Raw genomic sequence first — 25,942 nt, forward strand, 5'->3', positions numbered from 1 at the left:
CGTTCCACACGCAGAGGGCGTTCGAGCGTTGCTGCTCTGAGGTTGTGTCACTGTCGATCTGCCCGGGCAGCACCGCCCTCACCCGGTTCCGCGGGTGCGCCCGGTGACGGCGGCAGAACACCAACATGCCCACCTCGCACCCCCGGCTGCTCGGCAAGGTCGACGATCGCGCGAGCGTGGTCGGCATAGGTGATACGTGCACTGAGGTCACCGACAGCCGTCATGGTGTAGCCGCCCTGAGGCGACCTGTGGGGGTCGAAATCTCCCGCTGGGCTCACGGCGGTCCATATCAGGTCCGATCCCGTGAACACCTCCAACGCCGCACGGTGTCCGAGTGAGAACGGACGGTACTCCGCCGGAAAGCCTTCGGCGTCAACCGGAGCAACTCCAGCGGCGTTCGGAAGCAATGACGCGATACTCACCCACACCAGACGATCAACGCCCGCTTCGACCAGGCCGGCCGCCAGGCTGCTTGCAGCGGCACGGTAGAACCCCGCCGGGTCGCCGTCAGCCGGTGCCACAGCACCGATTGCGACATCCTGACCGAAAGCTGCCCTGGCCACGGCCTGCGGGTTGGTGATGTCCGCGTCAGCCCTTCTCAACGCGGTCACGTGGTGTCCGCGCGCAGATGCCTCGATAACGGCAGCGGTACCAGCCTGGCCGCCAGCCCCAAAGATCGCGATCTTCAACATGCGCGTGACGGTAGGACAACGTCCGGTTCCCGATCGGGTACCTACGCTTGTCGTATGCGCCCGCCGTCGCCCATCACCTTCGATGAGTTGTGCCCGTCCTCGATGCTTCCGGTTCGGATGCAGCACAAGTGGGGACCGCTCGTGTTGCGACTGCTCGACGACGGGGCCCAACCGTTCAGCCACATTCGGCGGGCACTACCGCGCCTCGGCCCCAAGGAGCTCACCCGCGCACTTCGATCGCTGGAACGCGATGGGTTCATCACCCGCGACCCAAGCGGCGGTTCGATCAGCTACAGACTCACGCCCCTCGGGCGGAGCCTGCTCGCACTGCTTCTCGATGTCTACGCCTGGACGGCGGAACACTGGGACGAGATCGTCGATGCGCGGGAGTCCGGTGCCACCCGCTACCCGAGCAAGCATTAACCGGCCGCCTCGACCCGCTTGTCGCACGAGAACAATGAATCCGGGGTACGGGTGGTGGACTCCCGCAGGAATTGCGGTCCGGACTCCGGGATCCCCGACTTGTGCTGACGCCGAATTCTGAGGCGGCCCAGGAAGAAGCGGTGCCCACTGTGTGGTGGGCACCGCCTCCCGCTCACCGCTACCGACCAGCAGGCGTTGGCCGGCATCGTGGCCAAGCTGCGGGTGCGACCGGCCGACCTGGCCTGAAGGTTGTCCCGCAATCGCGGGTTCGGACCTGTGATTGCGGGACAGCCGACCGAAATCAGTGGACGCCGCCGTCGAGGCGGAGGATTGCTCCGGTGCAGAAGGAAGACGCGGCGCTGGCGAAGTAGAGAGCTGCTCCCACGACCTCGTCGGGCTCGCCTCCGCGGCCCAGCGCGATCGAGGTTCTGGCCCGTTCGGCGAAGGCGTCGAGGTCCCAGGCGTGGGAGATGTCGGTGAGGAACGGCCCGGCTTGGATGGCGTTGACCCGGACCTTGGGTCCGAAGGCGCGGGCGAAGCCTTCGGTGAGGGTGTTCAGGCCGGTTTTCGCCGCGGCGTAGGGGAGTTCGATCGGTGCCGGTCGGATCGCGGCTATCGACGAGATGTTGATGACCGAGCCGCCGTCGGCCTCGGCCATCCGGGTGCCGATCAGTGCGGTGAGCCGGAACGGGCCCTTGAGGTTGACGGCGAGCACCTTGTCCCACAGGGCTTCGCCGACCTGGTCGAGGCTGGGGTACAGGGGCGAGAGGCCGGCGTTGTTGACCAGCACGTCGACCCGGCCGAACTCGGCGTAGGCGCGTTCGACCAGGGCATCGCACTGGTCCCAGTGGCTGACGTTGCAGGCCACGGGGAGTGCGCGGACGCTGTGCTCCTCCTCGATCTCACGTGCCGTGCTCTCGCAGGCTTCCAGTTTGCGGCTGGCGATGATCACGTCTGCCCCCTTGGCCGCGAAGGCGTGGGCCATCGCGCGGCCCATGCCTCGGCTGCCACCGGTGACGAGGGCGATCTTGCCGGTCAGGTCGAAGGTCGTGTCGGTCATGGGATCGCGCTCCAACCGGGGTTCATATCAGCGATCGGGCTTGGGTGAGCAGGCCGATGGCGTGCGCGTGCAGGCGGTCGCCGATGCCGGCCGGTGCCTTGCCCGCGCAGGCGCGGGCGTGGGTTCCTTCCAGGACGATGCCGAGCTTGAAGCAGGCCAGGACGCGGTACCAGATGATGGCGGCCAGGTCGCGGCTGGTGTGCTCGGCGTAGCAGGCGATGAGTTCGGCGCGGCTGGGCAGGCCCCCCGCGTCCGCGATCGCGGAGGGGCGGATCAGGCCGCCGTCGGTTTCCGGCCAGGTGGCCAGCAGCCACCCGAGGTCGAGCAGCGGGTCGCCGACCGTCACCATCTCCCAGTCGACGATCGCCGCCACCTGCGGTCCCGCGCGGGAGTACATGATGTTGGCCAGGTGGTAGTCGCCGTGCATGAGACCGGGGCGCCAGGTCGACGGGCGGTTGCGGTCCAGCCAGTCGGCGACTTCGGCGACGCCCGGGAGGTCCGGGCCGGGGTAGCCGTCGAACGCCGCGTAGGAGTCGAGCTCGCCCAGCCAGCGGCCGACCTGGCGGTCGAGGAACCCGGTGGGGTTCCCGACGTCGCCCAGGCCGACCGCGACGTGGTCGACTTCGCCGAGCGCGGCGATGGCCCTGGCGGCACCCAGTCCCATCTCGTGCCGGATGGCCGCATCAGCGGCGTGGCGGGACGGCAGCGATACCGTTGCGTTGAACCCGTCCACGTGCTCCATCAGGTAGAACACCGCTCCGCCGAGGACTTCCGGGTCGGGGCAGCCGGCGACGATCGCAGGGGCGCGGACCGGTGTCGGTGCGAGCGCCGCGAGCACCCTCATCTCGCGGATCAGCGCGTCGTTGCTGCGCTTGCGCAGATGTCGTGGCGGGCGGCGCAACACGTAGACCTGGTCGCCTCTGCGCAGCCGCAGCATGACGTTCTGCGTGCCGCCGGTCAGTTCGGTGACTTCGGTGAAGTCGCCCGGCGGCAGGCCCTGGTCGTCCATCCACCGTGCTAGCGCGGTGAAATCGACCAGCGCGGGATCCACTGTGGATTGTCGGGATGTGCTCACGCCGGGAGCCGCCCGTGTCGCTTGAGCACGTCGGCGTACTTCTGGCGGGCTTGCTCGCGCAACTTCGGCTCGTGGCGGGTGGGGAACAGGTCGTCGGACGGCTCGTAGTCGTGCAGCACCTGCCGGGCCAGGGTGGCCTTGTGGACCTCGGTCGGGCCGTCGGCGAGCCCCATGTGAAAGGACTGGGTGACGTACCCGGCGAACGGCATCTCGTTGGAGACGCCGAGCGAGCCGTGGACCTGCAGCGCGCGGGACGCCACATCGCGCAAGACGCGCGGCATCATCGCCTTGACCGCGGAGATGTCGGCGCGCACCTTGCGGTAGTCCTGGTACTTGTCGATGCGCCACGCGGTGCGCAGCACCAGGAGCCGGTAGGTCTCCAGGTCCAGCCAGGAATCCGCGATCATCTCCTGCACCATCTGCTTGCGCGCGAGCTGCTCGCCCTGGGTGGTGCGGGAGAGCGCTCGCTCGGCCATCATGTCGAGGCTCCGCCTGATCAGCCCGACGGTGCGCATGGCGTGGTGGATGCGCCCACCGCCGAGGCGGGTCTGCGCCACCATGAACGCCTCGCCGCGCGGGCCGAGCAGCGCGTCGGCCGGAACGCGGACGTTGCTGTAGCGGATGTAGGCGTGCGAGCCCGCGCCTTCGGGGTCACCACCGAGCCCGACGTTGCGGATGATCTCCACGCCCGGTGCGTCGGCCGGAACGATCAGCATCGACTGCTGCCGGTAGGGCGGGTTGCCCGGGTCGGTGACCGCCATGACGATGAGGAACGCCGCGTAGCGGGCGTTGGAGGAGAACCACTTCTCCCCGTTGATCACCCATTCGTCGCCATCGCGAACCGCGCTGGTGGTGAACACCTTCGGGTCGGCGCCACCTTGCGGCTCGGTCATCGAGAACGCCGAGACGATCTCGTTGGCGAGCAGCGGCTGCAGCCAGCGCTCCTTCTGCGCCGGCGTGCCGAAGTGGGCGAGGATCTCGCTGTTGCCGCTGTCGGGGGCTTGGGCGCCGAAGACGATCGGGGCGCAGCGCGCCCGGCCGAGGATCTCGTTCATCAGGGCGAGCTTGACCTGCCCGTACCCGGGTCCGCCCAGGTCCGGGCCGAGGTGGCAGGACCACAGGCCGCGTTCGCGGACCGTTTCCTGCAACGGCGGGATCAGCTCCGCGCGGATCGGGTCGTCGAGGTCGTAGGGGTGGTCGATGATGTGGTCGAGCGGTTCGATCTCCTCGCGGACGAACTCCTCGATCCAGTCGAGTTCCCGCTGGAACTCGGGGTCGGTCTCGAATTCCCAGGCCACGGCGGTCTCCTCCGGTGCGGGTTTCGGTGCCGGGCGTCAACGTAATGCGACTGCCTTAGATGCACAAGCACTTGATTTTCCGTTGCGGGCGAGGCAGATTCGAGCCGTCTCACGGAATGTTCGAGCCGGCGAGGGTGGGGACGTGGAAACGATGAGGAACCACGAGGACATCCGTGCAGAGCTGACCGCTCCGGGCGCGCCTTTCGAGACCGTCGAGGTCGACATCCGCGGTGTGCGAGTGCGTGCCTGGCGGAACGCGCCTGCCAGCTTGCGGGCCATGGTCGAGAGCTCGCGGGCCTTCGGCGAGCGGGATTTCCTCGTCCACGGCGATGAGCGGGTCACCTACCGCGAGCACTTCCAGCAGGTGGCCGGGTTGGCGGGGCAGCTCGTCGACGAGCACGGCATCCGGAAGGGCGACCGGGTCGCCATCGCCATGCGCAACTTCCCCGAATGGCCGGTCGCCTTCTTCGCCGCCGCGTGCGCAGGTGCTGTCGTGGTGCCGTTGAACGCTTGGTGGTCGGCGAGCGAGCTGGAGTTCGGACTGCGCGACTCCGGGGCGAAGGTGCTGATCGCGGACCAGGAGCGGATGGACCGGCTGCGGGACGTGCTACCGGGCCTCGGGATCGCCGCGATCGTGGCGCGGCCGACCGGGCCGCTGCCCGCCGGCAGCCGCGACATCCGCGATGTGGCCGCCGCCGCGGAGCTTCCCGATGTCGACCTCGGCCCCGAGGACGACGCCACGATCTTCTACACGTCCGGGACCACCGGCACTCCCAAAGGCGCGTTCGGCACGCACCGCAACATCTGCGGCAACGTGACCAGCGTGGGATACGCGGCGGCCCGGGCTCTGCTCCGGCAGGGCGGGTCGCTCGCCGATCTGGCCGCGGCGCAGGCGGTGCCGGGGACGGCCCTGGTGGCGGTTCCGTTCTTCCACGGCACCGGCTGCCACTCGGTGCTGCTCGGTGCCTTCCACCGAGGTGCCACTTTGGTCCTCATGCACAAGTGGGACGCCGCCACCGCGCTCGAACTCATCGAACGGGAGCGCGTCACGCAATTCACCGGCGTGCCGGCGATGCTCGCGCAACTCTATGCGCACCCCGAGTTCGCGCGGCGCGACCTGACCAGCCTGACCGCGGTCGGAACCGGAGGAGCGGCTGCGCCACCGGCGCTCGTGCAGCGCTCCGCCGCGCTCCTGCCCGGCGCGGCGCCGGCCAACGGCTACGGCCTCACCGAGACGTCCTCGATGACCACGGCCAACCGCGGACTCGACTACCTGACCAAGCCCGACAGCATCGGGCTCGCGGTCGCGATCTGCGACGTCGAGGTGGTGGACCCGGTCACCGAGCAGCGGTTGCCCGCGGACGAGATCGGCGAGCTGCGGATCAAGGGCGCGAACGTGGTCAAGGGCTACTGGAACCGGCCGGACGCCACGGCCGACGCGATCACCGACGGCTGGCTGCGCTCCGGCGACCTCGCCCGGATCGACGAAGAGGGGTTCGTCTACATCGTCGACCGGGCCAAGGACATGCTGATCCGCGGCGGGGAGAACGTCTACTGCGCCGAGGTCGAGGCCGCGATCCACGAGCATCCCGCAGTGGCCGACTGCGCCGTGATCGGCATCCCGCACGACATCCTTGGCGAAGAGGTGGGGGTGCTGGTCCAGGCCCTCGCCGGCACCACCCTGACCGCCGAGGCACTGCGCGCGTTCCTGGACGGTCGGATAGCGCGGTTCAAGATCCCCGCGCACGTCTGGCTGCAGGAGGACGAGCTGCCCCGCAACGCCTCCGGGAAGATCCTCAAGCGGCAGATCCGCACCGAGCTGATCCGCGCGGTCACGGCCGGCGAATCGCGGCACGGATAGGTTCTCGCCATGACCCACACCTCGACGCGCGATGCCGAACCCGCGACGGACGCGCGTTCGGCGCTGATCCGAGCGGCCACCCGGCTCTTCGCCGAACGCGGGATCTACGCGGTGTCGCTGCGGGAGATCACCCGCGCCGCCGGGCAGCGCAACACCACCGCGCTGCAGTACCACTTCACCAACCGGGAAGGCCTGCTCCGGGAGGTGCTGATCGAGCACGGGCGGGACGTCGGGGCACGCCGCAACACGCTGCTCGACCAGTACGAGCTGACCGGCCGCGACGACCTGCGCACGCTGGCGTCCGCACTGGTCCTGCCCCTGATCGCGAAGCTGTCGGATCCCGCAGGCGGCCGCGAGTACCTGCAGATCACCGCGGAACTGCTCGGCCGGACCAACCGGATGGTGGAGCCGGGGGAACCTGCCGCGATCGTGCTCGACGACCCCGGGGGCAGCCTGGCCCGCTGGCTCGGACTGGTGGCACCGATGCTGCCGCCCGAGGCGGTCGGCCCGCCGCTGCACCGCCGATTCGCGGCCATCCACTTCGCGCACCTCGAACTGAGCCGCCGCGCCAAGGACGACCCGCGCAGCGAACAAACCCTGTTCACCCACTACCTCACCGACCTGGTGGCCGCGGTGCTCGCCGCACCGGTCTCCGACGAGACGAAGCGGGTGCTCGCCACGCGGCAGCGATCCTGACGCCCGCCCGACCGGAAGGACATCGATGTCCCGACTGACCAGATTGAGCCGTTCCGTCGCCGGCAGCGTTGCCCTCGTGACCGGAGCGGCGAGCGGGATGGGGCGGGCGACGGCCCACCTGCTCGCCGACGAGGGCGCCGCCGTCGGCATCGTCGACCGCGACGCCGACGGGCTGGCGGCGGTTGCTGAAGAGATCCGCGGCGCGGGCGCCGAGGTGCACGCCGTGGTCGCGGACGTCGCAGATCCCAGCGCGCCTGCGGCCGCGGTGTCGGAGGTCCGCGAGGCGCTCGGCCCGATCGACGCCCTGGTCAACAACGCCGGAGTCAGCATCCACGCCGGCTTGGCGGATGAGGGCTTCGACGATGCGTGGGCGACCACGCTCGCGATCAACCTGACCGCATATCCCGGGTTCGTCCGGGCGGCCCTTCCGGACCTGCGCCGCAACAGTGCGGGCCGGGTCGTGAACATCGCCTCCACCGAGGGGCTCGGCGCGACGGCCGGGATCACGGCCTACACCGCTTCCAAGCACGGCGTGATCGGCCTGACGCGCTCGCTCGCCGTGGAGCTGGGGCCCAGTGGAGTCACGGTGAACTGCGTCTGCCCCGGCCCGATCAACACCGGCATGACCGCGCGAATCCAGGACGAGGACAAGGCCGTCTTCGCGCGGCGGCGCACAGCGCTGCGGCGGTACGGAGAGCCGGAGGAGGTCGCCCACGTCACGGTATCCCTGCTACTGCCCGCCGCCTCGTTTGTCACCGGCGCGGTGCTCGCGGTCGACGGCGGCCTGACCGTCCGCAACGCCTGATCCAGGCGGATTGCGGAGGATCTTCCGCCTGGACCGGCGAATTCCGCGCGGTCAAGGTCGCAGTTTCAATTGAAACTGCGAGCTGGGCGCTCGAAGAGCGGCGAGACGCCCGGCTGGGGAAGGCGACTGACCGCCCGATACGTTCGCTGCATGGAACTCGTACCGCTCGCCTCGTTGCTCGGCGTCGTGGTGGTGGAGTTGGGCATGGTGCTGACCCCCGGGCCCAACATGGTCTACCTGGCATCGCGAGCCATCTCGCAGGGGCGGCGTGCCGGACTCGTGTCGCTCGCCGGGGTTGCCCTCGGATTCGTCGTCTACCTCGTCGCGGCAGCCGCCGGTCTGTCCGCCCTCTTCGTGGCCGTACCCGAGGCCTACCACGTGGTGAAACTCCTTGGTGCGGCGTACCTCGCGTGGATGGCTTGGCAGATCCTGCGCCCCGGTGGCGGGTCGCCGTTCGAACCGCGCGAACTGGTCCCGCACTCGGCGGCCCGCCTGTTCGGCATGGGGCTGCTGACGAACCTCTTGAATCCCAAGATCGCGCTCCTGTACGCCGCGCTGATCCCTCAGTTCGTCGATCCCGCGCTGGGTGCGACGTGGTGGCAGTTCCTCCAGCTCGGAACCGCGCAGATCGTGGTCGGCGTGACCATCAATGGCCTCATCGTTCTCACCGCCGCTGCGCTCGCCGGGTATCTGGCCCGCCACCCCCGCGTGCTCCGGGCACAGCGTTTCGCATCCGGCACCCTGCTGGGCTTCTTCGCCGTCAAGATGGCCACCAGCCGGCCCAACTGAACTGCCCTGTCATGTCAGCAGGTCGGAATCCCGGAGCTGCTGAAAGAGGCGGTGCCCACTGCGCAGTGGGCACCGCCTCCGGTTTTCAGAGCGCGTATTTCTGGGTCCTCCGCAGGCATTCGGCCGCCTCGGTGACCACCCGGTCGATCAACTCCTCGCAGGTCGGCAGGTCGTCCAGGACGCCGACCACCTGACCGGCGGCGAGCACGCCGGCGTTCGTGTCGCCGTCGACCAGGCCGGCCTTGAGCATCATCGGAGTGTTGGCCGCGAGCACCATCTGCGACCAGGAGCGGCCGCTGCCGTGCTTCATCGACCGGCCGTCGGCGGCGAGCCCGCGCCAGGTCATCCCGCTCAGCTTCTTGAACTTCAGGGTCCGCCGGATGGTCGGCCCCAGCCGCTTCAGGACGCTCGTCTCCTGCAGTTCCTCCACGAACCGGGTGCGCAGCATGCGGTGCGGCATGCCGTCGACCTTGTCGGTGACGACGGTCCCGTTGACGTCGTGGGAGAGGTACAGCCGCTTCACGGCATCGGGAACGGCGCTGTCCTTGGTGAGCAGGAAGCGGGTGCCCATGCCGATTCCCGCCGCGCCGTAGGACAAAGCCGCCGCGAGGCCGCGGCCGTCGAAGAAGCCGCCCGCCGCGACGACGGGGATGTCGACGGCGTCGAGCACGCTCGGCAGGAGCAGCGTGGTGGGCACCGAGCCGGTGTGACCGCCACCCTCGCCGCCCTGGACCATGACCGCGTCGGCGCCCCACGCCGCCACCTTCTCGGCGTGGCGGGGCGCGCCGACCGAGGGCATCACGACGATGCCGTGGTCCTTGAGCTTGGCGATCAGCTCTTTCTTCGGCGCCAGCGCGAACGATGCGACCTTCACCCCGTGCTGGATCAGCAGGTCGACGCGCTGCGGCGCGTCGCCGGCGTCGGCCCGGAGGTTGACGCCGAAGGGCTGGTCGGTGCGGCGCTTGACCGCGATGATCGCCCGCTCCAGCTCTGCCAGGCTCATCGTCGCGCTGGCCAGGATGCCCAGGCCACCGGCGTTCGCCGTGCCGCCGACCAGGCTCGGCCCGGCCACCCAGCCCATGCCGGTCTGCACGATCGGATGCCGGATGCCGACCAGGTCGTTGAGCGGGGTGCGCAGGAGCTGCTCGGTGCTCATCGGGCGGCCTCCGGCTTGACCTCGCGGTCGCGCAGGTTCTTCGGGTCGATCACCTCGCGGATGAGGGTCAGCTCCGCGTCGGTGGGCGTGCGGGTCTCCGGAACGTCGTCGTCGGCGTGGATCTCGCACCCGCTGGCCGCCCGCACGTCGTCGACGGTCACGCCCGGGTGCACCGAGCGCAGCCGCAACGTGCGGTCGGGGCCGCCCAGGTCGAGGACCGCGAGGTTCGAGACGATGCGGTGGATGTCGTTGTACCGGGCCGCGGCCGGTCCGGCCTGCTCGGCCAGCTTCGGGCCGATGCCGGAGACGATGTCCACCCGTTCCACGAAGACCCGGGTGGCGTGCTTCGGAACCCAGTACGAGGTGCGGTTGTTCGCGGTGTTGCCGGGGGCGCCGCGGGAACCGAGCAGCTGGCGCTTCGGCTGCGCGAAGTCGCCGATCGCGGAGATGTTCTGGTTGCCGTACCGGTCGATCTGGGTGGCGCCCATCATGACGTGCCGCTTGCCGTAGGCGACCACGTCGAAGACCTTCCGGAACGGGATCCAGCCCTCCACCGCATCGGATCCGGCCCCGAGCGCGGGAACCTCGGCGAGGAAGCGGGATTCGCCGTCGGAGATCACCAGATCGGGATTGCTCGTCAGCTTGGCCAGCCGCACGCCCAGGGTGGGCAGCAGTCCCATCGGGCTGCCGAAGATCTCGCCGTCGTCGGCGAACGCGTCGGCGATGGCCGCCGCGCAGATCTCGGCACGCGTCACGTCGGACATCCTCACGCCTCCTGTTCTTCGTGGAACGCCTTCACGGCGGCCTGGTAGTCGTCCTCGGTGCCGCGCAGGAAGCGCCGTTCGAAGGCTTCCCAGGCCGACGGGTCGGCGGCCGCGGCGGCGTAGGCGCACTGGAACTTCTCGTCCCGCTCGTAGTCCGGGGTGCACGTGGTGAAGTGGGCCCCGTTGGGCGTTTCGACGACGCCGTCGACCATCATCCGGCTGATCAGCAGGCGCTGGACGGCGGCTTCGCGGGTGAGCTCCGCGGTGTCGACGATGCGCTCGCAGGTCACGAACGCCTTGTCGGCCGCCATGCAGAACAGGTCGTCGAAGTAGGGATCCGGGCCGAGGTAGGTGGCGTTGCCGTGCGGGTCCGCGCGGTTCATGTGCACCAGCGCGGCGTCGAGGTGCAGCGCCGGAACGGCGACGAGTTCCTCGAAGACGCCGTCCGCGGCGGGGTACGGGCTGGTCACGGTGCGCAGGCCGGGGTTGTTCACCATGACGTCGGAGCCGAGCCCGGCGCGCATGGGCAGGAACGGCAGGCGCTGGGCGGCGGCGCGCAGTCCGGCCTGGAACATGCCCTCGTCGAGCTCGACGACCTCGGGGATCGTCCGGTTCTGCCGCGCCTGCTGGAAGTTCGGTTCGAGCGGCACGGAGTCGAGCGAGACGAACGCGTACACCAGCTTGCGGATCCGGCCCGCGCGGGCGAGGAGCCCGACGTCGGCGCCGCCCCAGGAGACCAGGGTGAGGTCGGTCAGGTTCGAGCGCAGGATCGCGCGGACCAGCGCCATCGGCTTGCGCCGCGGGCCCCAGCCGCCGATGCCGATGGTCATGCCGTCCTCGAGCCGGGCGACCACGTCGTCCGCGGTCATGCGCTTGTCGCGGGGCTTGCTCATTCGCTCCTCGCCTTCTCGGTGCCGGCGAACCGGTCCCGGTGCTCGTCCGCCACCCCGGCGAGGTTGAGCTCCATGGTGAAGCCCTGCTCGAACCGGTAGCTGCGGTTGACGTCGACGGGGTCGATGCCGTTGATGGCCTCCTTGGCCATCCGGATGACCCGGGTGTCCTTCGCGGCGATCTCGGCCGCGACGGCGAGGGCCGCCTCGTCGAGGCGGTCGCGCGGGACGACTTCGAGGACGGAGCCGTGCCCGACGAGGTCGGTGGCGGGGATGTTGCGGCCGGTGAAGTAGAGGGTGCGCTGCAGGTGCGGCGGGACGAGGCGGGCGAGGTGGGTCGCGGCGCCGAGGGCACCGCGGTCCACCTCCGGCACCCCGAAGTAGGCGTCTTCGGCGGCGACGATCGTGTCGGCGTTGCCGACCAGGCCGACGCCGCCACCGAGGCAGAACCCGTTGACGGCGGCGATGACCGGCACGGCGCACTCGTAGACCGCCTTGAACGCGGCGTGGCAGCCCCGGTTCGCGCCGATCAGGGCGTCGAATCCTTCGGTGTGCTGCATTTCCTTGATGTCGACGCCCGCGTTGAAGCCCTTGCCCTCCGCGCGCAGCACGACGACGTGGGTGTTCAGGTCCGCGCCCGCTTCGTCGAGCGCCGCGGCGAGGTCGAACCAGCCCCGAACGGGGAGCGCGTTGACAGGCGGGTAGTCGACGGTGACGACGCGGATGCCGTCGTCACGCAAGTCCGAGGTGATGCCCATGTGCCACCTTCCGGGGCTACTTGACCTATCATTTGCTTGGTACCCTAACATCTGCTTGGTTCTCGACCCATCGGAGAGACGCGTGGCGGTTCAGCTGGACATGACGGGACAGGTGGTCCTGGTGACCGGGGGCACCAAGGGCATCGGCCGGGCCATCGCGGCGGCCTTCGTCGCGGCCGGCGCGCAGGTGGTGACGTGCGCGCGGTCCGAAGCGGACGAGCCGGCCGCGGGCACGACGCACCTGCGGTGCGATGTGCGGGACGAGGAGTCGGTCCGGGCGATGATGGCCGACTTGCTCGCGCGGCACGGCCGGATCGACGTGGCGGTGAACAACGCCGGCGGCGCGCCGTACGCCCTGGCGGCGGACGCGTCGCCGCGCTTCCACGGCAAGATCATGGACCTCAACTTCTTCGGGCCGCTGCTGGTCGCCCAGGTCGCGAACGCCGCCATGCAGCAGCAGGACGCCGGCGGTTCGATCGTGAACATCTCCTCGGTCAGTGCCCTCCGGCCTTCGCCCGGCACGGCGGCCTACGGCGCGGCGAAGGCCGGACTGGACTCGCTGACCCGCTCGCTGGCCGTGGAGTGGGCGCCGAAGGTGCGGCTGAACTCCATCAACGTCGGCCTGTGCCGCACCGAGCTGACCGGCGGTCACTACGGCGACGACGGGAGCGTCGAGGCCATCGAGCGCACCATCCCGCTGGGGCGGATGGCGCGGCCGGAGGAGGTAGCCAACGTCGCGCTATTCCTGGCCTCGGACCTCGCCTCGTACGTCAGCGGCGCCTCGGTCGAATGCCACGGCGGGGGAGAGCCGCCCGCCTTCCTCTTCGCCACCCAGACCCTCTGACGAGCGGGGCGCGCAACCCGCAGCGGTCGCGCCGGATTCCTGGCAAGGAGGGGCCGTACTCGGCGAAGGAGGTCGCGGCGGCCCGGCCCGCGTCGGAGGAGCCGAAAGCGCAGCGGCGCAAGGCACCGATGCGACGGTTCACTGGTCGGTCGGGGTGTCCGGGTCTGATGCCTTGGTGCGGTGTGCCCGGAGGGAACCGGGGTGGGCCTTCGCCGACGGGTCCCGCCGGGTCTTGATCAGGCTCGCCACGGTCACGACCAGCAGCACCGCGATGATCACGCCGAGGCTGAGGGGCGTCGGGATCTCGGGGACGCGCTCGTCGATGTCCACGTGCAACCAGTGCAGGATCAGCTTGACGCCGATGAACGCGAGGATCAGCGACAGCCCCGCCGAGAGGTAGACCAGGCGCTCCAGCAAGCCCTTCACCAGGAAGAACAGCGCGCGCAGGCCGAGGAGGGCGAAGGCGTTGGCGGTGAAGACGATGTAGGGCTCCGCGGTGATGCCGAAGACCGCCGGGATGGAGTCGAGGGCGAACAGCAGGTCGACGCTGCCGATCGCGATCAGCACGATGATCATCGGCGTGACCACCCAGCGCCCGCCGACGCGCGCCACGAGCTTGCCGCCCACGTACTCGTCCGAGACCGGCAGCACCCGGCGGGCCGCCTTGACCACGGCGTTGTCCTCGACGTCGGGATCCTCGTCGCGGTGCCGGAACAGCTGCACCGCGGTGTAGATCAGCAGCAGCCCGAAGACCAGGAACATGAAGGAGAACAGCGACAGCAGCGCCGCGCCGACCGCGATGAAGATGCCGCGCATGATCAACGCCAGCACGATGCCGAAGGTCAGCACCTTGTGCTGGTGCTCCTCGGGGACCGCGAACGTCGTCATGATGATCACGAAGACGAACAGGTTGTCGACCGAGAGGCTCTTCTCGACGATGTAGCCGGCGAAGTACTCGGTGCCGGCCTGGCCGCCGTACTGCATCGCGAACCAGACGCCGAAGACGACCGCCGCCAGGACGTAGGCAACCGACCACGCGCTCGCCTCGGCGAAGCCGACCCGGTGCGGGCGCGCGGCCGCCATGATCAGGTCGATCGCCAGCAGCCCGACGATCACCGCGATGGTGAGCACCCAGGTCAGCGTGGATATCTCGAGCACGTTCCCTCCGCTTGGAATCGTCGTGCGGCGCCGGCGTGCTGGTGCTGTGCGGGCGGTCGCGGCGGACGGTGGATCCGTCACCTTCGGAACGCGGCGCCGCCGCACACCCGATCCCGGACGGGCGGGATCGCAACGGCCTCGTGCCAGGTGCGTGTTGTTGATCGGTCGCCGGTCAGGGTAATCGGACTCCCCGCGCATCGCCCGCTCGACACGCGCCGGACTCGCACCGATCCGACCGTCCACTGTGCAGCGCGGAATCCGATGCGCATGGACCGCGATCACCGTCTCTTGTGGACCAGAAGATCGGCACGGTGCCGAGAAGTCCTATCGCGACATTGGCCTCCGGACCGGCCGCGGGGCGATCCGCCGCCCGCTCATGCCCCCGAGGCGTCGTGCAGGCGGTGGGCGCGGCAGGCCCAGGCGGTTGCCGCGACGAGTGCCGGAGATCGCTTTTCCGTCCTTCGTCGCCACCACCTGGACGACGTGCACCCACACGCCCGCGGCTTCCAGAGTCGCCGAGGTCTGCACGAAGAAGCCCTTCTCCGTCGACGTGTAGGGGGAGTTGTCGGACTCGGGGAGCCTGCCGCGCACAGCTCGTAGAAGTCGTCGGCGTTCGACAGCGCGCGGATCCAGCCCTGGGCGAGTTCCTCGTTGGTCGTCTGCGGCATGTCGTGGACGCTAGGGGAGATCGGGATTCCCGACTGTCCAAGAAGTTGGACACTCGACCGCGTCAGGCATCGGCTCGCATGTGCTCGTGCGCCCACCGTTCGAAGCCGGTGAGCGGGATGCCGAGGTCCCTCGCGTACTCGGGTCGGCCCGGCTGACCGGCCACGTTGAGCCACTCGTGCGAGGCGCCCATCGCCGGCATTCCGGCGGCGAGTGCCTCCTGTTCGGTCATGTCCGGCGCGGACAGCGGCTTGCCCAGCGCGCGGGAGAGGGCCTCGGCGATCTCCGCCATCGACAGGTGGTCGCCGGCCAGTTCCAGCTCGACCTCGTGGAACCGCTCCGGTGCTGCGATGGCTGCGGCGGCCGCCGCGCCGATGTCGTCCACCGCGACCAGGGACAGCCGGGTGTCGGGGTTGAGGACGCTCACCAGGCCGCCCTCGATGCCGCGCGGGAACAGGAATGCCGCGGACGGGAGGAAGTTCTCCATGAAGAAGCCCGGCTTGAGCAGTGTCCAGCGGGGGAAACCGGCCGCGCGGAGATGGTCCTGGATCGCGCTCTTGGCGCCCAGGACGGGTTCCATCGACGCCCAGCGGCCTTCGGCCCAGCCGGGAGTTCCGGTGTGCTGGCCTGCGCCGGTGACGGACGTGTGCACGAACTGCGGCACTCCGGCGGCCTTCGCGCCTTCGATGAGGTTGACGCCTTGGGCTATCTCCCCGTCGTAGTCGAAGCCTTCCGCGGTGATGCCGGGCATCTGGACGGAGAAGACGGCGCGGGCGCCCTCGGCTGCCCGGGCCACGGAATCGCGGTCGTGGAGATCGCCGGTGGCCAGTTCGGCGCCGAGCGCTTCGACGGCCTTGGCCCGGTCGGTTGCCGGGTCGCGCACCAGGGCGCGGACGGGAACGCCTGCCGCCAGCAGGGTGCGGGTGGTGGCGCCGCCCTGCCTGCCGGTGGCGCCGGTGACCAGGACGGGTGCGGAAGCTGCGGACATGGTGCTCCTCGTTCGGAACTTAAACGGCGGGGTCCGCCGTTTTCGCTCGGGTACGATACGGCGGGGCCCGCCACTTAGCAAACATGGAGGTGACGCCATGTCCGAGCGCCAGCGCGCGGACGCTCGGCGCAACTACGCGCGCATCCTCGCCGTGGCCGGGGAAGAGGTCGCCGCCCAGGGTGCCGGCGCCTCCCTGGAACAGATCGCCCGCACCGCGGGGGTCGGCTCGGCGACCGTGCGCCGGCACTTCCCGACCCGCCGCGCACTGCTGGAGGCGGTCTCCCGGGAACGGATCGAGGCCCTGCGCGTCCGCGCCCAGGAACTGACCGGCGAGGGCGACAGCCGTGACGCGCTGCTGGAATGGCTGGGTGAGGTCGTCGCCTACTGCGTCTCCGCCCGGGGGCTGGCGGCCGCGCTGGCCTACGACGGTGCCGGGGCCGACCCGGCGCACGAGAACAGCTGCTCGGCGGCGCTGGAAGAGGCGGCAGGTCCGCTGCTGAGCCGCGCCGTGCAGGACGGCGCGGTGGCGACCGACGTCACCGTCGCAGACCTGATCACGCTGATCGTCGGCATCGCCCTGGCCACCGAGCACTATCCGGATCCTGCGGCCCAAGCGGACCGGCTGTTCCGCCTCGCCATGGCGGGACTGATCCCACAGGCGTGAACTGGTTGCTGCTCAAAGGGATTCGGGAAAGAGCCCGGGGTCGTCGTCAGGCGGTGGCCGTCGGACGACCCACCACGGCACGTCGCGAGCGTCGGGGATCGCTCGCGATCACTGGACTGCGGTCTCCAGCGGGCATCGTGTTGGCAAGGGCCGGGAAGGGTGAGCCGTTCATCCCCCGTCGGTCGTTTCTGCCGCGTCCCCGGCGACAGCAGGGGGATCTCCGGAATCGGCGTGTCCAAGAAGTTGAACACTCCGGGCGAAGGCGTTGTGGGGAAGGGTTTTCCGGTCGCCGCGACCCGGGTCGGCGGATGTGCAGCGCCCGCATCCGGTCGTAGAGCGTCGACCGGCTCGCGCCGAGGGCGCGTGCCGCCTGGAAGGTCTCCGGCGCGGTGGCCGCCCAGCCGTGGCTGCCGGACGGGCCGATCCCGCTGGACGTCACGTGGACCCGCGAGCCCGGCCCGGCGGTCCGCACGACCGCCTGACCGCAGCCGGGCCGATCGGTCTTCCGGCTGGAAGACTCCGGGGCGGAGGGCGAAACCGGCCCGCCCTCCGCCCCGCCCAGGAAGCGCACGACACCGACCCCGGGAGGGAACCCCGATGAGCACCGCGATCGTGATCGGCAGCGGCCCCAACGGGCTCACCGCAGCCGCAGTCCTGGCCCGGGCGGGCGTTGAGGTCACCGTGCTGGAGGCGGCCGACGAGATCGGCGGCGGCACCCGCACAGCCGAGGCGATCGTGCCCGGCCTGCTGCACGACCACTGCTCGGCGATCCACCCGATGGCCGTCGGCTCGCACGTCCTGCGCGATCTGGGACTCGACCGCTACGGCCTGCGCTGGCGCCTGCCGGAGATCGACTGCGTGCACCCGCTCGACGACGGCACCGCCGGCGTCCTGCACCGCTCGGTGGCCGAGACGGCCCGCGGACTGGGGCCCGACGGCCGCCGCTGGCGCGCGCTGTTCGAGCGACCCGCCCGCGGCTACGACGCGCTGAGCGAGGACATCCTGCGTCCGCTCCTGCGCCTGCCGCGACATCCGCTGCGGCTCGCCCGGTTCGGCATCTCGACGTTCTTGCCGGCCACGGCGCTGGCGAGGCTGTTCCGCACCGAGAAGGCACGGGCCTTGTGGCTCGGCTTGGCCGCGCACGCGTTCCGGCCGCTGGAGCTGCCGCTGTCCTCGGCGATCGGGCTCGGCATCCTGACCGCCGGTCACCGCAACGGCTGGGCGGTCGCCGAGGGCGGTTCGCGCGCCATCTCGGACGCGCTGGCCGCACTGCTGCGCGACCACGGCGGGAAGATCGAGACCGGGGTCGCGGTCCGCTCTGCGGCGCAGCTCCCGCCGTCGGACGTCGTGGTGTGGGACGTCGCGCCGACCACGGTGGCCGACGCGCTGGGCGACCGGCTGCCCGCGAGGATCTCCCACGCCTACCGCCGGTTCCGGTACGGGCCCGCCGCTTTCAAGGTCGACTTCGCGGTCGCGGGCGGCGTGCCCTGGACCGCCGAGCAGGCCCGGCGGGCCGGTTCGGTGCACGTCTGCGGCACCGCGGCCGAGGTGGCCGCGGCCGAGCGGGCGGTGCACGCCGGGCGGCTGCCCGACCGGCCGTTCGTGCTGACCGGCCAGCAGTACCTCGCCGACCCGACGCGCTCGGTGGGCGATGTGCATCCACTGTGGACGTATGCGCACGTCCCGCACGGGTACACCGGCGACGCGACCGAAGCGATCATCGCGCAGATCGAGCGGTTCGCCCCCGGGTTCCGCGACCGGATCGTCGGCACCGCGGTCCGCACCCCGGCCGGATTAGCCCGGGAGAACGCCAATTTCGTCGGCGGCAACATCCTGACGGGCGCGATGGACGTCCGGCAGCTGACCTTCGGTCCCCGCACCACCCTGCAGCCCTACGACGTCGGGCTGCCGGGCCACTTCCAGTGCTCGGCGGCGACCCCGCCGGGTCCGGGCGCCCACGGCATGTGCGGCGCGCACGCGGCCGCCCGCGCACTGCGCCACCTCCGCCGCTGACCCTCCGCCCGCACTTCTCCCGCAATTTCCATTGAAATTGAAGGTCCAATTTCAATGGAAATTGCGGGAGGACCGCACCCTGGGGGGCTCAGGGGATGCGGTGGGTGTTGGTGCGGGCCCGCCGCAGTGAGCGGGGGCGACCTCGGGAGCACGTCATGCTCCGAGCACAGTGCGAGGGTCGTCTCGCCTTGTCTGGAGAAGTCGTCCGCAGGGAAAGTCAGGCGGGCACGCGCGCCGGCGCGAGGCGGATGAGCGTGACGCCGTAGAGGACGATCCAGCCGACCCACATCAGCCACCCGGCCAGGCCGAGCAGGGCGAGCGGGCCGCCTTGGGTCATGATCACCGGCGTGAGGCTCGCGGAGCTGAACAGCAGTGCGGCGGACAACAGGCCCAGCGCCCCGTGCCAAGGCCGGACGAGGCCGGCGCGCAGCCCGGCGATGGACAGGCCGACCAGCCCAAGCGCCAGGAAGGTGCCGTTGAGGGTGAACAACGCGTCGTGCAACGCCCAAAGCCCCGAGTTGGCCGTGCTGTCCTGCGCGGTTGTCGCTCCGAGCGCGAGGCGTATCGCTATAACGCCGGCGAACGTGGCGTTCTGCAGGATCAGGCCGGCCAGTCCGACCAGTGACCAGGCTTCGCCCCGGTCGTGCTCGGACCGACGCAGTGCAGCGACCACGCTCGCGCCGAACAACGTGGCCAAGACCCAAGCGGTGGGCGTGAGCGCGGACGAGATCCCGACGATGCCGGTCTTCGTGCCGAAGAACGCGTTGACCTCGCCGATGTCGGCGCCGGTCAGCGGCAGGCCGGCGGGCGCGGCGATCGCATTGCTGCCAACGATGGTGGCAGCGAAGCCGATGCCTGCGACGCCGCCGACCCGTGCGAACGAATTGGTTTTACGCAACATATAATCAATATAGACAGCGACAAACGACGAGGGCCACCATGGATGCAGAACCAGGCCGGCGCCGGTACGACTCGTTGCGCCGCACCGCGCAAGCGCACGAGACGCGGGCCGAGATCGCGCGCGCCGCACGCAGGCTGTTCGTCGCCCGCGGCTGGGCGGCGACCACCGTGCGGGACGTGGCGCGCGAGGCGGGAGTCTCAGCGCCGACGGTCTATTCGGCGTACGGGAACAAGTCCGGGCTGACCCGGGCCCTGGCGGATGCGGCGGACATGTCGGCCGACGTGGGGCAGATGGTCGCCGAGCTCGAAGCCGCCGGGGAGGATTCCGCACGGCAGCTCGCGGCGATGGCGGCGTACGACAGGCGGCTGTTCGAGCGCGCGGGCGACGTCATCGTGCTGCTGCGCGAGGCGGGACGCACCGAACCCGAGCTGGCGGAGGCCTACGGAGAGGGGCGCCGGCGCGGAGACGAGACCCGCATCCAGGCGTTCTCCGCCTGGCCGGACGGCACCCTTCGGCAGGGCCTGGACGTGCAGTCCGCCGTGGACGTGTACGGGGCCCTGTGCAACGTCGACGTCTACATCACGCTCACCGCGGAACGCGGCTGGTCGCCCGATCAAGTCGAGCAGTGGTGGGGTGGAGTGCTGGCCAGGGAGCTCCTGGCCTAGCCGCATGGGGTCGCGACGTTGGTGACGCGGGCGTTCTCGGTGACGGTGCGGGTCGTCGTTCTGTTGTAGCGCACCACTTTTCGTCGTGGCGTGGTGTGCGGGGCGTGACGCGCTGCTGCAGCGCCGCTCGAGCTCACGGGAGACCTGGCACACGGCGCCGTCCGGCGCCGCGCGCTCACCCCTGGGGTGCCGGTTCAGAAGTGGCGGGTGAGCCACTCCAGGAGGATCTCGTTGGTGCCCTCCGGATCCTCCTGCTGCGTCCAGTGGCCGGTGTCGAGCATGCGGCGCTCGAGGGTCTCGACGTGCTGGAGCAGGTTGTCGCTCAGGTCCGGGTGGCAGATCGCGTCCCGGCGAGCGGCGATCATCAGCGCCGGCACGGTCAGCTTCGCGATGGCGCCGTCCGGGAACACCTCGGACTGCACCCGCCAGTTCCCCGGGATGCTGCGGTACCAGCCCAGCGGTCCGCCGAACCCCGTGCGCGCGAAGGCGTCGGCGTAGTGGTCGGGCTCCTCGTCGCCGACCAGCACCTCGCCGGGCCAGGTGGCTGTAGCCCATCGACTCCGCGTCGTGCCGGCCGGTGCGCGAGAGGGTGGTGCCGGCGCCGGTGTCGCGGCGGAAGAAGAACCGGAGCGTCCGCGCCCAGTCCTTCGAGGCTCGCGACGACTCCGGCGAGGTCAAGTGGACCGGCAGCCGCGCCGACCTCGTCTTCGGCTCGAACTCCGAGCTGCGCGCGCTCGCGGAGGTCTACGCGAGTGATGACGCGAAGGAGAAGTTCGTGCGCGACTTCGTCGCCGCGTGGGACAAGGCGATGAACCTCGACCGGTTCGACCTCGCCTGATCCTGACCGGTTCAGCCCGTCTCCGGCGAGCTGAACCGGTCCGAAGAGGACAGCGAGACCCCGTCCACCAGGACGGGGTCTCGCCGTTTCCGGCGCTACCGCTGGGATTCCAGGGCGCCCGACATGAGGCGGTGGATCACCTCGGTCAGCAGGTCGGTGCCCGCGCAGATGTCGTGATCGGGGGTGAATTCGCCTTCGTTGTGGGAAATGCCGTCGGCGCTGGGGACGAAGAGCATGACCGCGGGCGTGACGTCCTTCATGTTCACCGAATCATGACCGGCGATGGTCATCATGGTCCGGTGCCGGAGCCCCAGCTCGTCGGCCACCTCGGCGGCGAGGTCCACCCCCGCACGTGGGAAGGGTGCTACGCCCCATCCATGCGTCTGCACCACCTCGATGTCGACCGCCGCGCGCTCCTCGATGCCGGGGATGGACTCGGCGAGCTCTTTGGCCGCGTCTTCGAGGAATGCCTCGTCGGGGGACCGCAGGTCGACGTGCATCCGCACCTCGCGCGCCACCACCACCGGCGAGTTGGGCTCGATGTACATCTCGCTCACCGAGGTGTGCAGCGGGACGGCCGCGGACCTCTCCGCCAGTTCGCGCACGGCCACGACCAGGAGGGAAGCGCCGAACAGCGCGTCGCGCCGGTCCGTCATGATCGTCGATCCGGTGTGCGACTGCTCGCCGCGGACGATCACCTGGTACTTGCGTGCCGCCCAGGTCGAGCCGACGAGGCCGATCGTGGTGCCCGCGTTCTCGAGTTCTCGCCCCTGTTCGATGTGGATTTCCGCGTATGCGGCCAAATCCGGCCCGGCGTAGTCGCCGATCGTCCCGATCTCGCGGAGCGCGGCCCGCACCGAGGTCCCCGCCGGGTCGGTCGTGGCGAGCGCGGTCTCGGCGGGCAGCTTCCCGGCGAAGACCGCGCTGCCCATCATGCTCGGCTTGAACCGGGAACCTTCCTCGTTGAACCAGTTGACGACGGCGACGTTGTAGCGCGGGGAAGCGCCGGAGGCCCTCCAGCGCTCGACGGCTCGGTGCGCGGCGTGGGCTGCCGCCAGAACACCGTAGGCACCGTCGTAGCGGCCCCCGAGCGGCTGGCTGTCCAGGTGCGAACCGCTGAGGACGTACGGCGCGCCCGGCGTGAAGGTGAACAGGCCGAACTGGTTGCCCACGCCGTCGTAGTGCACTTCGAAGCCGTGGCCGGTCAGCCACCGGTGCAGCCAGGCGCGCTGTTCGCCGTCGGCAGCGGTGGCGGCCTGGCGATCGACTCCGCCGCCGGGTGTCGCTCCGAATGCGGAGAGCGTCGCGAAGTCCTTCAGCAGTGCGGTGTTCTGCTCGTCCGGGGCCGGCGAGGCGGAGGCGCTTCTCATGATCAGGTCCTTCTGGCGGGTTCGCGGCTCCTCGGATCCTCCGGTCGGCCGGATCCCAGTCGTCGCTGTTGTCGTGATCGTCGTGCCGTCCATTCGACCCGAACCCGGGTCCGTGGGGAATTGCTGCCCGCCGCCGGAATCGGCGATTTCCTTGGGCGTATGCACAAGTCGCGGTGCAGCCGATCAACCGGGGGCGACCGCGCCGTCCGCGCGTTCTCGGCAGGCCAGGGCGACCAGGACCGCGGCGGCGTGCTCCGGCCGGGTCACGTCGTGCCCGGTGAGCTCGGCGAACCGGTGCAGCCGGTTGAGCACGGTGTTGCGATGGCAGAAGACCTCGTTCGCGACCGCGTTGATCGAACCGGACCGGAGATATGCCCGCACGGTCTCCAGCATGCGAGCCCGCTCATGCGGCGTGCCGGCGGCCGGTGCGGGGAGCACCTCGTCCCGCAGGGCTGCCGCGACCTCGCCCAGGCGGGCGCCGACGACATGCGGCCACCGTTCGACGAGGTGGTGCGGCCGGCCGTCCTCGCCGCTGATCGTCGCGGCCACTTCCACGCTGATCCGCAGCGCCCGGGGCACGTCGGCGAGCCCGTTCGCGATCGGCCCGACGCCGCACGGCACGGAGTCGAGCCACGGCCCCGGTGTCCCCGGCGCCCGGTTCGGCAACTCGGCGATGAGCACCTGGCGCCGGTCGACGTCCTGCAGATGGGCCGGAACGGGCGTGGCCCGCAACCGGTCGGCCGCCTGGCGCAGCGGGCGCGGCGCGTCGACGGGGGCGGCCGCGACCAGGAAGTCGCCCTTCGTGTTCATGCCGAGCGCCTGCGCGACCTGCTCGACGACCTGCGGATCACGTCCCCCGGTGGCCAGCAGCGAATCCACCAGGCGGTTTCGTTCGTCGTCGCGTTCCCTGGCCAGCACGGCGGCCTCGTTCTCGTAGGCCAGGTGCACCCGGGCGCTGTACTCCTCGACCACGTCCCAGACGCGAACGGTGTTGTGCACGAGGAGCGGGAGTTCGGACCGGTCCACCCGGCGCAGAAAAGCCGACCACATCACCCGGAAGTCCAGTCGCACCGCGCGGAGCAGGACTTCCAGCGGGACGCCGAGGTGCGCGCGCCTGCGCCCGATCCGTTCGCAGGTGTCGCCGAGCCGCTGCGGCACGGGCAGGCCCGCGGCGGTGCGCAGGAGCAGTTCGATGCTGGCTTCGGCGTCCTCGCGCAGCTCCTCGTTCGGCACCGCGCCGCTGGCGTAGGGCTCGATCGCGCTCAGCTCCGCGATGAAGTCGTCGACCAGCTCGTCCAGGTCGTCCAAGCACGCATGCACCAGGCCGCGCAGCGGGCCGCCCGGCGCGATATCGACGTCCGCCATGTGTATGCGCCCATTCCGTCGCGATCTTCCAGGTCGTCCGCCTCATTGTGCGGGGCGGGGGAGTGCGCATCGGCGCCTGCGTGACGATTCGGGGCGATCACCGGCCGCTGCTCGTGTGCATTTGCCCGAGCCGCTCCGGGGAAGTAGCGGCATTTCGTCATTGTGCCCGGGTGTCGGTGCGAGCACGCTGTCCGCACAGGATCACCGGGTTCCCACTTGGACATGCGAGAGCCCACGCACCGATACGGGTACATCCCGGTCGATGCGGGGCTCTCTTTGTGTCTGGCCCTAGGCGATGGCCGCACGCACGTGGTCGCGGAGCGGGTTCGGCAGGGCATCGACGCTGAGCCAGTCGGCTCCGGTCACTTCTTCGGTCTGCAACGCACCAACGTCGCCGCTGGTGCGGAACAGGAACCGGAAGTCGAAGTGGTGGTGGTCGGGTTCGCCCTTCGCTGGGTTGGCGGGGATCGGGTGAACGTCGACGTGGATCGGATCTTCCCCATCCACCGATACCAGCTCCAGGTCGAAGCCGGTCTCCTCGCGCAGTTCTCGCAGCGCAGCGCCGAGCAGCGACTCGTCATCGGGTTCGAGGTGACCACCAGGCAGGAGCCAGCGGCCGAGCCCCTTGTGACGGATGTGCAGAACTAGTCCCTCGTCGTTGACGAGGACAGCGCCAGCCGTTGCGTGTCCACGGAACTCGGTGCGAGGCGTGATGTCCACGCCCGCGTCGAGTAGATCCGTGATCATCTTGAGTTCGTCAACGTACTCGGGCCGGACCGTCAGATAGGTCTTGACCGTCTGGGAGAGGTTTTCATGTGTGATCGGCATCTGTTCACCTGTTGAAGTAGTTCAGCCATGTTGCGGCGATCATGGGTCGGCAGTCGGCCACTTCGTGCATGCCGGGCTCCAGGTTGCGTTGGGAAAGCCTGGCAACGGCGGCAAGGATCTCGGCCTGAACCAGGAAGATGAACGGCCCCACGCTCGCGCCGTGGAGAAAGTTCACTGCGTTGCCCTTGTTCAGGAGATAGAAGTAGTGGCCGGTCGTCATGTATCGGGTGATGTCATCGGTGATCGGAGTCCGGTCGTACACCTCCGTGAGTCCGTCCATTTCCAGTTCGTCCTCGCTGCTCGTGACGGTGGCTACGTATGCGCCGTTCCTGAGCTGCGGGAAGTCTTCGCCGTGCAATGACAAGCGGCCGGTGGCGCAGAGCACGAGCCCCGCGTCCACGAGTGCGGACCGGCAATCTCGGGCCACCGTGAACCCCTGCGAGAGGCCCTGCGTTCGGCGTACGGGGTCGATGTCGTACACGGTGACGCGGACCCCCTTTACGTGGAGCAGCCGGGCGATGGAGCTCCCCAGCTTGCCAAAGCCGATCACCAGCGCGTTTCGCCCGTGCAGGATGTCGCCCCGGCTGCGCATGAGGGCTTCGGCGCTGAATACGACTGACTGTCCGACCAGGTAGTCTTCAGGGTCCTTGAGCGGTGACCGCGCCACCGAGACCACCGGGCACGGCAGCTTCAGATCTTGGTATCGCTGGTGTCCGTTCTCGGTGTCCTCCACCACGCCGAGAACTTCCCCCGAGAAGCGGTCACACAACTCGGTGAGGACCGGCGCGAAGTACCCGCCGACGTCCAGTAAGACCACCGGCCTCCCAGCGGCTCGCGCTTCCAGGTAGTCGACGGCACGGTCTGCGTCACTGAAGAGATCACGCGAGAGTCGATCGCACACGTAGCCGTCCGCCTCGACCTGACGTGCCGCGACGTTGTCGATCGACTTCGGCTTGGGCAGCACAGCGCGCAGATCGGTCAGGTGGCCCACGGCCCGAACGAACGCAGGGCGCTCGGGCAGCACGTGGGTGATCAAGAATGAGCTTGGCCGCTCGTCTGCGGGAACTTGAGCAACGATCCGGCCGAAGTAGGCATCGAGGTTCGCTCGCTCGAAAGCTTCCATCTGCGAAACCTGTCCCTTTCGTGTCGGTACTACTTCTCAGCGGTCGTGCGTGGTTCGGTAGCTGGAGAGGGAAGCGCCCAGCGCTGGATGAAGCCGGTTGCGACGGCGGGTCGCTCGGCAGCCTTGTGCCGCGATTTCTCCGATCAGGTAGGCGGCTCCAGCGCTGGGCACTTCATCCCGGAAGAGAAAAATGCTGCGCCGTCGTGTCAGGGGGCGTGCACAACTGGGCAGCATCACCCGATGCTGCCTCGT

At 69.9% G+C, this 25,942-nt stretch carries 27 protein-coding genes and 1 pseudogene; 11 read left to right on the plus strand and 17 right to left on the minus strand.

Annotated features, from left to right (window positions below; all coding sequences use genetic code 11):
- Positions 1-47 precede the first annotated feature (47 nt).
- A complete protein-coding gene (locus E1288_RS17900) occupies positions 48-692 on the minus strand; it encodes an NAD(P)-dependent oxidoreductase (protein WP_207954410.1) in 645 nt (214 codons plus the stop codon).
- Between the two features lie 54 nt (positions 693-746).
- Between E1288_RS17900 and E1288_RS17905 the strand changes: the two genes are divergently transcribed.
- A complete protein-coding gene (locus tag E1288_RS17905) occupies positions 747-1,115 on the plus strand; it encodes a winged helix-turn-helix transcriptional regulator (RefSeq protein ID WP_132486497.1) in 369 nt (122 codons plus the stop codon).
- 301 nt (positions 1,116-1,416) lie between these two features.
- Here the strand turns inward: E1288_RS17905 and E1288_RS17915 are convergent, their stop codons facing one another.
- Genes E1288_RS17915 through E1288_RS17925 form a run of 3 tightly spaced genes read right to left on the minus strand, consistent with a single transcriptional unit; the run spans position 1,417 to position 4,548 of the window.
- Positions 1,417-2,175, minus strand: coding sequence for an SDR family NAD(P)-dependent oxidoreductase (locus E1288_RS17915; protein ID WP_132486499.1), 759 nt, complete (start codon positions 2,173-2,175; stop codon positions 1,417-1,419).
- 22 nt (positions 2,176-2,197) lie between these two features.
- Positions 2,198-3,250 carry a phosphotransferase family protein gene (locus E1288_RS17920; RefSeq protein WP_235883628.1) on the minus strand — a complete coding sequence of 351 codons (1,053 nt, stop codon included), beginning with the start codon at positions 3,248-3,250 and terminating at the stop codon, positions 2,198-2,200.
- Entirely contained in the window at positions 3,247-4,548 is a 1,302-nt protein-coding gene (locus E1288_RS17925) for an acyl-CoA dehydrogenase family protein (protein WP_132486501.1), read from the minus strand. Before E1288_RS17925 ends, E1288_RS17920 begins: the two co-directional genes overlap by 4 nt.
- Positions 4,549-4,699: 151 nt before the next feature.
- Between E1288_RS17925 and E1288_RS17930 the strand changes: the two genes are divergently transcribed.
- The 4 genes from E1288_RS17930 to E1288_RS17945 all read left to right on the plus strand — a co-directional run bounded on the left by E1288_RS17930 (position 4,700) and on the right by E1288_RS17945 (position 8,699).
- The gene (locus tag E1288_RS17930; protein ID WP_132486678.1) at positions 4,700-6,409 is read left to right on the plus strand and encodes a class I adenylate-forming enzyme family protein; all 1,710 of its coding nucleotides are present in this window, start codon (positions 4,700-4,702) and stop codon (positions 6,407-6,409) included.
- A 9-nt stretch (positions 6,410-6,418) separates the two neighbouring features.
- A complete protein-coding gene (locus E1288_RS17935) occupies positions 6,419-7,105 on the plus strand; it encodes a TetR/AcrR family transcriptional regulator (RefSeq protein ID WP_132486503.1) in 687 nt (228 codons plus the stop codon).
- Between the two features lie 76 nt (positions 7,106-7,181).
- Complete coding sequence (locus E1288_RS17940; RefSeq protein WP_207954411.1) at positions 7,182-7,910, plus strand: SDR family NAD(P)-dependent oxidoreductase; 729 nt, start codon at positions 7,182-7,184, stop codon at positions 7,908-7,910.
- Between the two features lie 150 nt (positions 7,911-8,060).
- Positions 8,061-8,699, plus strand: coding sequence for a LysE family translocator (locus E1288_RS17945; RefSeq protein WP_132486507.1), 639 nt, complete (start codon positions 8,061-8,063; stop codon positions 8,697-8,699).
- A gap of 85 nt (positions 8,700-8,784) precedes the next feature.
- Here E1288_RS17945 and E1288_RS17950 read toward each other — a convergent pair whose 3' ends face one another.
- From E1288_RS17950 to E1288_RS17965, 4 genes are read right to left on the minus strand one after another with little or no spacing between them, the layout of a single operon-like run.
- Positions 8,785-9,855 (minus strand): NAD(P)H-dependent flavin oxidoreductase, encoded by a 1,071-nt coding sequence (locus E1288_RS17950; protein WP_132486509.1) that lies wholly within the window; start codon positions 9,853-9,855, stop codon positions 8,785-8,787.
- Entirely contained in the window at positions 9,852-10,619 is a 768-nt protein-coding gene (locus E1288_RS17955) for a CoA-transferase subunit beta (protein ID WP_132486511.1), read from the minus strand. The genes E1288_RS17950 and E1288_RS17955 overlap by 4 nt, the downstream gene beginning before the upstream one ends.
- A 2-nt stretch (positions 10,620-10,621) precedes the next feature.
- Positions 10,622-11,512, minus strand: coding sequence for a CoA transferase subunit A (locus tag E1288_RS17960; RefSeq protein WP_132486513.1), 891 nt, complete (start codon positions 11,510-11,512; stop codon positions 10,622-10,624).
- Positions 11,509-12,267 carry an enoyl-CoA hydratase family protein gene (locus E1288_RS17965; RefSeq protein ID WP_132486515.1) on the minus strand — a complete coding sequence of 253 codons (759 nt, stop codon included), beginning with the start codon at positions 12,265-12,267 and terminating at the stop codon, positions 11,509-11,511. Before E1288_RS17965 ends, E1288_RS17960 begins: the two co-directional genes overlap by 4 nt.
- Before the next feature lie 82 nt (positions 12,268-12,349).
- On the opposite strand from E1288_RS17965, the gene E1288_RS17970 reads away from it, so the two are divergent.
- Positions 12,350-13,111 (plus strand): SDR family oxidoreductase, encoded by a 762-nt coding sequence (locus E1288_RS17970; RefSeq protein WP_207954412.1) that lies wholly within the window; start codon positions 12,350-12,352, stop codon positions 13,109-13,111.
- Positions 13,112-13,249: 138 nt separating this feature from the next.
- Here E1288_RS17970 and E1288_RS17975 read toward each other — a convergent pair whose 3' ends face one another.
- The 3 genes from E1288_RS17975 to E1288_RS17985 form a co-directional block, all read right to left on the minus strand.
- Positions 13,250-14,269, minus strand: coding sequence for a TerC family protein (locus tag E1288_RS17975; protein ID WP_132486517.1), 1,020 nt, complete (start codon positions 14,267-14,269; stop codon positions 13,250-13,252).
- Between the two features lie 324 nt (positions 14,270-14,593).
- The gene (locus E1288_RS17980) at positions 14,594-14,860 is read right to left on the minus strand and encodes a hypothetical protein (protein WP_132486519.1); all 267 of its coding nucleotides are present in this window, start codon (positions 14,858-14,860) and stop codon (positions 14,594-14,596) included.
- A gap of 139 nt (positions 14,861-14,999) precedes the next feature.
- Complete coding sequence (locus E1288_RS17985; protein ID WP_132486521.1) at positions 15,000-15,923, minus strand: NmrA family NAD(P)-binding protein; 924 nt, start codon at positions 15,921-15,923, stop codon at positions 15,000-15,002.
- 97 nt (positions 15,924-16,020) lie between these two features.
- On the opposite strand from E1288_RS17985, the gene E1288_RS17990 reads away from it, so the two are divergent.
- The 3 genes from E1288_RS17990 to E1288_RS17995 all read left to right on the plus strand — a co-directional run bounded on the left by E1288_RS17990 (position 16,021) and on the right by E1288_RS17995 (position 18,600).
- The gene (locus tag E1288_RS17990) at positions 16,021-16,587 is read left to right on the plus strand and encodes a TetR/AcrR family transcriptional regulator (RefSeq protein WP_132486523.1); all 567 of its coding nucleotides are present in this window, start codon (positions 16,021-16,023) and stop codon (positions 16,585-16,587) included.
- Between the two features lie 389 nt (positions 16,588-16,976).
- Positions 16,977-17,069, plus strand: a complete 93-nt coding sequence (locus E1288_RS48820; protein WP_235883629.1) for a DUF3556 domain-containing protein — start codon at positions 16,977-16,979, stop codon at positions 17,067-17,069.
- A gap of 115 nt (positions 17,070-17,184) precedes the next feature.
- Entirely contained in the window at positions 17,185-18,600 is a 1,416-nt protein-coding gene (locus E1288_RS17995) for a phytoene desaturase family protein (protein WP_132486525.1), read from the plus strand.
- Between the two features lie 217 nt (positions 18,601-18,817).
- Here the strand turns inward: E1288_RS17995 and E1288_RS18000 are convergent, their stop codons facing one another.
- On the minus strand, positions 18,818-19,501 hold the full coding sequence (locus E1288_RS18000) for a hypothetical protein (protein ID WP_207954413.1): 684 nt from the start codon (positions 19,499-19,501) through the stop codon (positions 18,818-18,820).
- 38 nt (positions 19,502-19,539) lie between these two features.
- Here E1288_RS18000 and E1288_RS18005 point away from each other — a divergent pair, with 38 nt between their 5' ends.
- The gene (locus E1288_RS18005; RefSeq protein ID WP_132486527.1) at positions 19,540-20,166 is read left to right on the plus strand and encodes a TetR/AcrR family transcriptional regulator; all 627 of its coding nucleotides are present in this window, start codon (positions 19,540-19,542) and stop codon (positions 20,164-20,166) included.
- A gap of 194 nt (positions 20,167-20,360) precedes the next feature.
- Here the strand turns inward: E1288_RS18005 and E1288_RS18010 are convergent, their stop codons facing one another.
- Positions 20,361-20,693 carry an alpha/beta fold hydrolase gene (locus E1288_RS18010; protein ID WP_132486529.1) on the minus strand — a complete coding sequence of 111 codons (333 nt, stop codon included), beginning with the start codon at positions 20,691-20,693 and terminating at the stop codon, positions 20,361-20,363.
- A gap of 110 nt (positions 20,694-20,803) precedes the next feature.
- Between E1288_RS18010 and E1288_RS18015 the strand changes: the two are divergent.
- Positions 20,804-21,004, plus strand: a pseudogene (locus tag E1288_RS18015) (peroxidase/catalase (catalase-peroxidase)); the annotation flags it as partial.
- Between the two features lie 95 nt (positions 21,005-21,099).
- Here E1288_RS18015 and E1288_RS18020 read toward each other — a convergent pair.
- From E1288_RS18020 to E1288_RS18035, 4 genes are all read right to left on the minus strand, one after another.
- Positions 21,100-22,374 (minus strand): M20 family metallo-hydrolase, encoded by a 1,275-nt coding sequence (locus E1288_RS18020; RefSeq protein WP_132486531.1) that lies wholly within the window; start codon positions 22,372-22,374, stop codon positions 21,100-21,102.
- A 183-nt stretch (positions 22,375-22,557) separates the two neighbouring features.
- Entirely contained in the window at positions 22,558-23,739 is a 1,182-nt protein-coding gene (locus tag E1288_RS18025) for a PucR family transcriptional regulator (protein ID WP_132486533.1), read from the minus strand.
- A 288-nt stretch (positions 23,740-24,027) separates the two neighbouring features.
- Positions 24,028-24,567: an NUDIX hydrolase gene (locus E1288_RS18030; protein WP_132486535.1), complete on the minus strand. Its 540-nt coding sequence runs from the start codon at positions 24,565-24,567 to the stop codon at positions 24,028-24,030.
- Between the two features lie 4 nt (positions 24,568-24,571).
- Complete coding sequence (locus E1288_RS18035; RefSeq protein WP_132486537.1) at positions 24,572-25,690, minus strand: adenosylhomocysteinase; 1,119 nt, start codon at positions 25,688-25,690, stop codon at positions 24,572-24,574.
- Between the last annotated feature and the right edge of the window lie 252 nt (positions 25,691-25,942).

It is taken from the genome of Saccharopolyspora elongata, assembly GCF_004348985.1.
GTDB lineage: Bacteria > Actinomycetota > Actinomycetes > Mycobacteriales > Pseudonocardiaceae > Saccharopolyspora > Saccharopolyspora elongata.